This is a genomic window from Clostridium sp. UBA2485, from assembly GCF_002341865.1.
Classification (GTDB): Bacteria; Bacillota; Clostridia; order Clostridiales; family Clostridiaceae; genus Clostridium_J.
Genome location: NZ_DDOV01000100.1, coordinates 1 through 9,440, shown reverse-complemented (window position 1 = coordinate 9,440; position 9,440 = coordinate 1). Strand labels below are relative to the sequence as shown.

Annotated in this window: 10 protein-coding genes; all 10 read right to left on the bottom strand. The window is 27.1% G+C overall.

Annotated features, from left to right (window positions below; translation table 11 throughout):
* Window positions 1-372: 372 nt before the first annotated feature.
* The 10 genes from B3603_RS19155 to B3603_RS19110 all read right to left on the bottom strand — a co-directional run bounded on the left by B3603_RS19155 (window position 373) and on the right by B3603_RS19110 (window position 9,135).
* Window positions 373-741 (bottom strand): type II toxin-antitoxin system PemK/MazF family toxin, encoded by a 369-nt coding sequence (locus B3603_RS19155; protein ID WP_039636465.1) that lies wholly within the window; start codon window positions 739-741, stop codon window positions 373-375.
* A 16-nt stretch (window positions 742-757) separates the two neighbouring features.
* A complete protein-coding gene (locus B3603_RS19150; RefSeq protein WP_291567910.1) occupies window positions 758-1,021 on the bottom strand; it encodes a CopG family transcriptional regulator in 264 nt (87 codons plus the stop codon).
* Between the two features lie 145 nt (window positions 1,022-1,166).
* Window positions 1,167-2,330, bottom strand: a complete 1,164-nt coding sequence (gene alr / locus B3603_RS19145) for an alanine racemase (RefSeq protein WP_291567909.1) — start codon at window positions 2,328-2,330, stop codon at window positions 1,167-1,169.
* 68 nt (window positions 2,331-2,398) lie between these two features.
* On the bottom strand, window positions 2,399-3,025 hold the full coding sequence (locus B3603_RS19140; protein WP_291567908.1) for a germination lipoprotein GerS-related protein: 627 nt from the start codon (window positions 3,023-3,025) through the stop codon (window positions 2,399-2,401).
* A gap of 94 nt (window positions 3,026-3,119) precedes the next feature.
* Entirely contained in the window at window positions 3,120-4,025 is a 906-nt protein-coding gene (locus tag B3603_RS19135; RefSeq protein ID WP_291567906.1) for an NAD(P)H-hydrate dehydratase, read from the bottom strand.
* The gene (gene acpS, locus B3603_RS19130) at window positions 4,015-4,401 is read right to left on the bottom strand and encodes a holo-ACP synthase (protein WP_291567904.1); all 387 of its coding nucleotides are present in this window, start codon (window positions 4,399-4,401) and stop codon (window positions 4,015-4,017) included. Before acpS ends, B3603_RS19135 begins: the two co-directional genes overlap by 11 nt.
* A gap of 445 nt (window positions 4,402-4,846) precedes the next feature.
* The gene (locus B3603_RS19125; RefSeq protein WP_291567902.1) at window positions 4,847-5,227 is read right to left on the bottom strand and encodes a DUF6514 family protein; all 381 of its coding nucleotides are present in this window, start codon (window positions 5,225-5,227) and stop codon (window positions 4,847-4,849) included.
* A gap of 590 nt (window positions 5,228-5,817) precedes the next feature.
* Window positions 5,818-7,053, bottom strand: coding sequence for a hypothetical protein (locus tag B3603_RS19120; protein ID WP_291567900.1), 1,236 nt, complete (start codon window positions 7,051-7,053; stop codon window positions 5,818-5,820).
* Window positions 7,053-8,174 (bottom strand): DUF58 domain-containing protein, encoded by a 1,122-nt coding sequence (locus B3603_RS19115; RefSeq protein ID WP_291567898.1) that lies wholly within the window; start codon window positions 8,172-8,174, stop codon window positions 7,053-7,055. Before B3603_RS19115 ends, B3603_RS19120 begins: the two co-directional genes overlap by 1 nt.
* 10 nt (window positions 8,175-8,184) lie before the next feature.
* A complete protein-coding gene (locus B3603_RS19110; RefSeq protein WP_291567896.1) occupies window positions 8,185-9,135 on the bottom strand; it encodes an AAA family ATPase in 951 nt (316 codons plus the stop codon).
* Window positions 9,136-9,440 lie beyond the last annotated feature (305 nt).

Genomic DNA, 9,440 nt, shown 5'->3' with positions numbered 1-9,440 from the left:
TCACAACTTTAATTAATGGAGAATTGAAAATGGACAATTGACGATTGTGGTTGAAATTAATTTTACAAATTAATTTCTTTAATTAGATTTTTTAATAGAAGTGACTGCGTCACTTTAAAAATAAATCAATTGTGGATATTTCTCAGCTTTTGCTGAAAAATATCCACAATTGTGAATTTAATAGTCCTAATTATAATACTAAAAAACATTAACTATTTTCACATATATATTGAATTTAGAACTGCTACATCTATATATATTATAAGTATTATTATCTATTTTAAAATACATATCATATATTACCTAAAATATATTTTTATTATTCAATAAAATAGTTAATAAAGGAGTTGTGATTTTCACAACTCCTATATATTAGTTATTTTTATTTTTATGCTTTAAATCTAAACTAAGCATTAAAGATGTATCAACTTTTTCCATATCATCTTTTGTCATATGACCTATTTTTTCTTTAAGTCTTCTTTTATCTAATGTTCTTATTTGTTCTAGCAAAACTACCGAGTCTTTATTTAATCCATACTCCTCAGAAGAAATTTCTACATGAGTTGGAAGTTTCGCCTTATTTATCTGAGAAGTAATAGCTGCAACAATTACTGTAGGGCTATATCTATTTCCAATATCATTTTGAATAATAATTACCGGTCTTACCCCACCTTGTTCCGATCCAACAACTGGACTTAAATCAGCGTAAAATATATCTCCTCTTTTCACAACAGTTGTCATTAGGCAATTCACTCTCCTAAAGCCTAGATTCATATTCTATGAAGTCACAAACATCTTGTTCTAAACCAAATTCTGCTATTTCTAAATTTAGTTCAGCCATAGATAAATAACCTTGCTTCATAGTCTCTATAAAATCGATAGAGTTTTCCTCTTCTATATATAGTATTATGGCTTCGTCAATAAATTCACTATTTTTTTTATAATCTGCATTTAAACTTTTACCAATTTTTCCCAAAAGTGTTTTGGAGAGGTTCACACTTAATTTCTTTGAATCTGACATGGAAATTTAATACCTCCTATATAACTAATAACAACCATTATGTACAGTTTTAATTATAATTCAACAGCTGTCAAGATGTCAAAGAAATTATGGGCTTTTTTCTACTTTCTACAACATTTTTTTACTTTTTCTGATAGCCTAAAAATTATACATAATTCCTAACTTTGATTACTTTACCACCTTTTATGTAAACTCTTGGTACTCTTTTGTTTATAGCACAAACAATTTCGTAATTTATCGTACCTAGAAGTTCTGCTACATTATCAGCAGTAAATTTATTATTATGGTCGTCTTCACCTATTAGTATAACCTCATCTCCAAGTTCTACACCTGCAATGTTTGTTACATCTATCATACATTGGTCCATACATATAGTACCAACTACTGGTGCAAATTTCCCATTAACAATAACCTTTGCTTTTCCGAAAAGTAATCTTGTATAACCATCAGCATATCCTACAGGAAGGGTAGCAATAACACTTTCTCTTTCCGTTTTAAATCTTCTACCATAACTTATATGTTCTCCTGGTGGTAAAGTTTTTATATGAATAATATTCGATTTTAATGACATTACTGGTTTTAACTTTATTTTCTGTTTTACTACTTCATTTGATGGATAATATCCATATAGTATAATTCCTGGTCTTACCGACTCAAAGTGAGTTTCCGGTAAATCAATGATTGCTGCACTATTTCCAATATGCCTATTATTAATCTTTATATTTAAATTTTTAAGTTTATTGTAAAAGTCGTTAAAACGTTCCACCTGTAATTTAGTATACTCCTTGTCCCCTTCATCAGCTGATGAAAAATGTGAAAATAAACCCTCTATTTCTATGTTAGATAATTGACTAATTTTATAAATTTCATCAACACTTTTGTCATTTGGTAAGAACCCTATACGTCCCATACCTGTGTCCACTGCAATATGAATCTTAGCTATTTTATTTTTCTTACGAGCCATATTAGATAGCTCCTTGGCAAATTCATAGTTAATTACGGTCTGCTCAATATCATATCTTAATAAATTATCTATTAAATTAGGAGGTGTGAAACCAAGTACCATAATTGGTGCTTCAATCCCTGCTCTTCTTAATTCTACTGCTTCACTTATTACTGCAACTGCTAATCCATTAGCTCCATTTTGTAAAAGCACTGGTGCTATATCCACTGCTCCATGGCCATACCCATCTGCTTTTACTACCGCTACAATATTTTTGCTTTTAGCAATTTTCTTTATCTCCCTCATATTATAAGCTAGTTTATCTAAATCTACTTCTGCCCATACTGGTCTTAAATGTCTAAACAAATTTTCCACCTCACAGTTAATTTAACTATCTTAATTTTCTATAATATCTCTAATTTGCCCTTTTGTAACTATATTCCTTCAAATTCATAATCTTCAATTTTTTCTAACTCTACAAAATTTTCATAAGTACACTTTACTTTTTCCTTCCCCTTAATATCTAGGATACGGAATTCTTTTGGCAAACCGTTCTTTAAATTGATATACATTACTCCTTTATGAATATTTTTATTTATTCCTGGAAGTAATAAATCAATAGCTAAACACTGTGTATTATCCACTTGCTCAATAGAATAATTTATCTCTTCATTTGTATATAAAAGGCCTATAAATTCCCCTATAAAACAATACTTTAATACTTCATCAAAATCACTTGAAAGAGCATATTCTCTATTATTATGTTTATCCTTAACAACTAATTGATCGCTGTTAAAAGTAAATACCCTTTCATCCTCTAATTCTAATATATATGCTGAATTCTTCATATAAGCTTGTTTACCCTTATAAGTTAAATTTTGCTTTGAATTATTCACTTCAATTATTACATCACTTTTATACGCTTTTATATTTTTCAAATATTCAGTTATTTGTACTTCTTCTGTAACAGAGCTTTTCAGCCCCCTTATCACGAAGAATACTATAGTTAAGATTATTAAACTGCCTATAGCTAGTAGTGAATTTCTTAATGGTTTATTCATAATACATTCCCCCATATAAAGTAATACACTACTATATCTATTATTATTTTTTTAATACTATAACCAATTATTAAAGCTTATCAAATTAAATTATTTATAACTTATCCATGAGCTTTTTAATACTATAAGGTAAGTACTCTATTAAATGAGTAGCATTGACGCAGAACATTTCTTCTGACAACAAATCTCCACAATACCCATGTATATATGCACCTAAATAAGTAGCTTTTAAAGGCTCATACCCCTGAGCTATAAAGGATGATATTACTCCTGTTAAAGCATCTCCCATACCACCTGATGCCATAGTACTACTTCCTGTAGTATTTATATAAACCACGGTTCCATCAGTAATTATAGTATTATATCCTTTTAGAAGTAAAATAATATTATGTACTTTAGCAAATTCTTTGGCTATTTTAACTTTATTTTCTTTAATTTCTTCTATTGTTAAACCTGTAAGTCTTGCCATTTCTCTTAAATGAGGAGTTAATATTATCTCATTATTCTTATACTCTAAAAGTTCTAGTTGTCCTTGCAATACATTTAATCCATCAGCATCGATAACTATAGGACACTCACTTTTAGTTAAAATTTCTTTTAATATATTAAAGGTAAGTCTACTATTTCCCATTCCAGGACCAAAAGCTATTACATTACTTTTTTCAACAATATTATTAATCTTATCTGTCTCTTCAAAATTTACTGTCATTGCCTCACAAAGCTTTATAGACATAATATCTTGAAGCTCTTTATGAGTACATAGTGTGACTAATCCAGCACCACTTCTAACTGCTGCTTGAGTGGTTATGTAGGCTGCACCACTATATCCTTTAGAACCTGATATTATAAGTACTCTTCCGTAATCACCTTTGTGTCCATCTATTTTTCTTTTCTTCAGTGAGTTTATAATAAACTCCTCTGTTAACTTGATTTCTTTAAAATAAATATTATGTAGATTTGTAAAGATTGTGTTCTTGAAGTTCTGAAGACTATTCCCCATTAAGCCTCACCTCCAATATAGCATAAGCTATTGCATTATCCTCACCATGAGAAATGCTCAATTGCAAATTATACTCTCCCATTTCCTTTGCAATTAAATCAGCATTTCCACTTAAAGTTACTATAGGTTTTCCAAGAGCAGTATTCTCAACTATTATATCCTTAAAATTAAAACTTCTAAAACCTGTGCCTAAAGCCTTCGATACAGCTTCCTTTGCAGCAAATCGTCCAGCTATATATTCTGGTCTTAAGTTTCTACTTTTTAAATGCTTTAACTCAGAATCAGTAAAAATTTTTTCTAAAAATCCGCTTGTTCTATTCATAGCAGTTTCTATTCTTCGAATTTCAACTATATCCACCCCAATACCTACTATCACTGGCTCACCTCCTTATAAATTTAATTAAGTGAAAATTAGTCTCTTTTCAAAATAATTAAAATATTTTAGTCATCTAAAATAATTAGTTAAAAGTTCTAAGAATATCGTATGTAATACAATAGAACCTTGATCATATAGTAAAACATCCGCTAATTATTTTCTGATGTCTTAAAGGAGTTATTTACATCCTTTTAATTGATAACTCTACTTTACCAATTATTTAAGATTTTTAATTTAATACATATTAAAATTATACTATTCTTATAATTTACACCCTTTTATCTATATTACCATGAATTTGAAAATTGCAACAGACTACTAGAATTAATTCTATTAAAATAAATTGTTATTATATAAGTTTATCTCATTATTTCCTTGAATTTTTATATTTACAAAAAATAAGGGAGAAATTCTCCCTTATTTAATATAAGAGACGATTCATCTCTTATAACGCTACTATTTTTTTAAAATCTTCTATTTCCCTAATAAGTAATTCTTCATCAAAATCATTAACACATTGATCAACATATTCCCCGATAACGTCTATTAGATGTATAGGAGATACTAGGTGTTGGTACAACATTTTCATCAAACTTCCTACTTTTTCTTTCTGAGGACTTATATACTTTACAAAATCTTTGCACTGGGATACTTTTTTTCCTTTTACTACATCTTCTCTTTCTACCTCTATACCATACGCTTGTACAATCTGAGTTTTTCCGTTAACATCTACACTATAACTACTTTCTAATAATTTATAGACATAGTTGTACTCTACATTTTTTTCAATTTCTACAACTTGCGCTAAAGTTTCAACTACAACCACTTAGACGACCCCCTCAACCTAACTCTCTCTACATGAGTAAATTGTATCACTAGAGGTTAAAAAATTATGTCATTTACTGTAACGCTCATTTATATTTTATCCCTTTAAAATGACAGATTTGTATTTCTATTGATATTTATTAAATCTATGCTATAATGTTAGCAGTTAAATTATTCCTTTTTCATATGTTTTTATGTCGAAAAACTAAAATTTTGTTGAAACTTTTTTGTTTAAAGTTTTTTACCTTTTTGTAAAATTATTACTTTACCTTTTTGGAGATTTTGCTTTTGCACATGATTTTTACCTTTATATGCATATACCACTTAATACAACTTTTCCTCTTTAAACTCAAATATTAAAACTTTCCCTTTGTATATGTTAGTCATATTATCTAAGCTAACTATAATTTTTATTACGCCTTTGAATTGATTATTTTATAATATGTTTTATAAAACTCAGTTGCTTCCTAAACTTTTTGTATTATATTCTCTTTACTCTATATATTATAATTAATTAAATTCAATTTTTTGTAATAGCTATGAAATATCAATATAGATATTCTTTAGATTAAAAGTTTCTAAAAATATTTTTTATATTTGTTTTTTTATATTTTCATAACTATTTTTTACTTGCTGTAAATTTTCTTCACTAAGCTCTTGTGTAGAAAACTTTGCTTTGTTATATATATTAGTCGTATCATCTAAACCATCTACGTTATCTATCTTTACTTTTGTTACATTTTTAAGTTGAGTAGCAGTCATATAAGTTATATATATATCTGCCTTTTTTGTAATTTCTTCAAAGTTTTTATAGTTATAAAGAATTTCTTCTCGTATATCTCCTTTTTTTCTAAGTATCTTTTTTATAAATTTAGAAATGTAACTTGGTTTCTTTTCTTGACTTTTCTCATTTATACTCTCGATACATTCCACATAATTTTCATTAACTTTAACATTTATTCTAATTTTGCAAATTATTTTATATAAGAAATAAAGTACTATAATCAAAAGTACAATTTTAATCCATATAGGGTATTTTAATACGCTTTCTTCATATATAAATTCTCTTACTTCACTTTTATTTCCTAACCTATCTAACATCTCTTCTAAATGCTGATTTTTCATCATAATTTTTTTAAGGCTATCTACTATAAATTGCATAGGCTTTTCAAAAATTTTTACTATTAGTGTTAAGATTAGGTCAGCAGCAAAAGATATTACTCCAAAAATCCATATTATAATCTTATTAAAAGCACTGAATATGTATTCTTGACATAGTGCAATTATTCCTAATATAATTCCCAAATTTACATATATAGAAGATTTATTTCTTATATTATACATATATCTTAAGCTTTCCCTAAAGGTAATAATCATAAGTATTAGATAAAACATATACGCTCTAAAAAGATATATTATCAAATCTGACCGGAACATTATTCCAATAATCCCTATAGGAACTATTAAATATAATCCATTAGTTAAAGTTCTTTTGCACTGATAATAATTTATGGTATCATTTTCTAAGGTTAAATTAAAAATCATAGTTGCAACTACAAATATTAAATTTACAATTATCAACGAATCTTTTAATATAAAATGTAAAATTAATATTGAAATTATTAAAGGAATTGCCACCGATAAATATTTATTAACTCTTTTGTAAATCAAATATTGCATTAAAAACACAGAAATAAAAGTTATAATAATTAATGAATATTTTATGTTATTTTGAAATATTATTTTTTCTATAAAAGCCCACATAATAAAGAAAAATATTGTTAATGTTGTAGTATATAGAGTTTTTACTTGTCTATACCAGTTCATTATTGATTCACTCCTTTAAAAGAAAGCTTTTCTATACCTTCAATAGGGCTTATAGAATTATCATTTGAAATATCTATCATCTTAACATTAAATCCATTATTTTTAATTTTAGATAATATTACTCTACTTTCATTATCTAAATAAGGGGTAACTACTACATAGGTGCAGTTTCTTTCAAATCTTCGTAAATTACTTTGAAGGTATTCATTAAACTCTGTTTTGATCGTATAATCTACCCTGGCGCAAATTTCCATAATTTTTTTAAAACTATTAATTTCAGGTGATACTTCACTAGGAAAATTATCCGAATAAGATATCATTCTTCCATTTGTCCATACTCCTGTAGGTATTCCTTCTTTTATGGCTTTATATGCTAAGGCACCTATAATTCTAACTCCATTTTCAATAACATCTCTTTTTATATAAGACCAATGGTCTTTATGACATTGAATATTTAATATTAATATAAGTTGTCTTTCAGATGTGTAATCATAGTCTTTTACCATAAGCTTGTTCATTTTTAAACTAGACTTCCAATGTATATCTTTCATTCTATCCTCTACATTGTAATCTCTAATACCTTTTATATATAAAGGATCCTTGTGAATCCATCTTTTAACTGTATTATCTCCATTAAAATTAGTTGTATCAAAAACATATTTTTTTATAGGTATAAGCTTTGGATATACTAACATCTCTATAAAATCTTGTACTTCCTTAGTATCCACAGAAAATCCAAAAATATCGCCTATAGTGATATTCATATCTTTTATTAAATAAGTACCACGATTCATCCCTATTAAAGTATAGGTTCTTCTTCTTCTTTCAAACCATTTAATGCTATATTTACTTATATGCCATAAACTATTTCCATCTTTAAAGTCTAGTTTCTCACCACTATAGGTTATTCCATAAGGAATTTTTTCAGAAATGGCTAAAAAAGAAATAGGAAGATATTTATTATTTTCTATAACTGTGGTAATCTTAAAGCTTTCACCTTCTATAACTCTATTGTTTTCAACTATACGAAATACTTTAAGGTTATCAAAACCCTTAGTTCTTGTTTTATATCCTATGTAAACTAAAAGTATTGATAATGAAAATAAAAATATATATACCATAATGTCGCCTCTATAATTTCTCTAAAGGTGCTTCTATAGTATTTAATATGTCATTTATTAATTTTTCAGCTTTATTATCATCTATATTTATTTCGCTTCTTAAAATTATTCTATGACTCATAATAGATGGCGCTAAAATTTTAACATCCTCAGGTATTACATAATCTCGACCATTAATTGCTGCATAGGCCTGACAACCTTTCATTAAATTTAATGTTGCTCTTGGACTACACCCTAATTCAATACCTTTATGCTTTCTTGTCGCAATTACTATATTTAATATGTATTCTTTAATTTCTTCGCTAACATGTACCTTACTATAATTGTTTTGAACATATTCTATTTCTTCCATAGTAATAACCGAGTGCAAATCATTTAATGGATCAGATTCCATAAATCTATTCATCATATTTTTCTCTTCATCATAATTAGGATATCCCATAGAAAGTTTCATGAAAAATCTATCTAATTGTGCTTCTGGTAGTGGAAATGTACCAAATTGTTCTACAGGATTTTGAGTTGCTATAACAAAAAATGGTTTGTTTAGTTTAATTGTATGTCCTTCTACAGTAATTTGTCTTTCTTCCATACATTCAAGCAATGCTGATTGAGTTCTAGGAGTTGCTCTATTTATTTCATCTGCCAACACTATTTGACTTAAAAGTGGTCCTTGTCTAAATTCAAATTCATAATCTTTTTGATTATAAAAATAAATTCCTGTTAAATCTGATGGTAATAAATCTGGTGTAAATTGAATTCTTTTAAAGCTGCAATTCATAGTTTTAGCTAAACTTTTAGCAAGCTTAGTTTTTCCTAGTCCAGGAACATCTTCTAATAAAACATGTCCAGAAGTTATGAATGCTGTTACAATTTTATCTATATTGCCCTCTTTACCTATAATTACTTTTCCTATGTTATCTCTGATTTTTTCTCTAAATTGCTGAAATCTTAGAACCTCCAATGTTATTCCCTCCTAAACTTTGCTTTAAAAAATATTAAAATTTATCTTTGTATATAAAAAGTTAATAAATATTTAATTATCTATTTACTATTATACCTTCTCTTTTTCTGATTTAATAGTATTTTCCAACAATTAAAAGAATTGGTTTATTAAATTGCTTAATTATTATTTACTAGACATTCTTAAACATATCATTGATTCTTAATAGTACCTTAAAATATAAAAACTAGAATTGTAAATCTTGAGCTTTAGCAAAAATTTTCTATCAATTCTCACAAAATAAAGCTGGACATTAATGTCCAGCT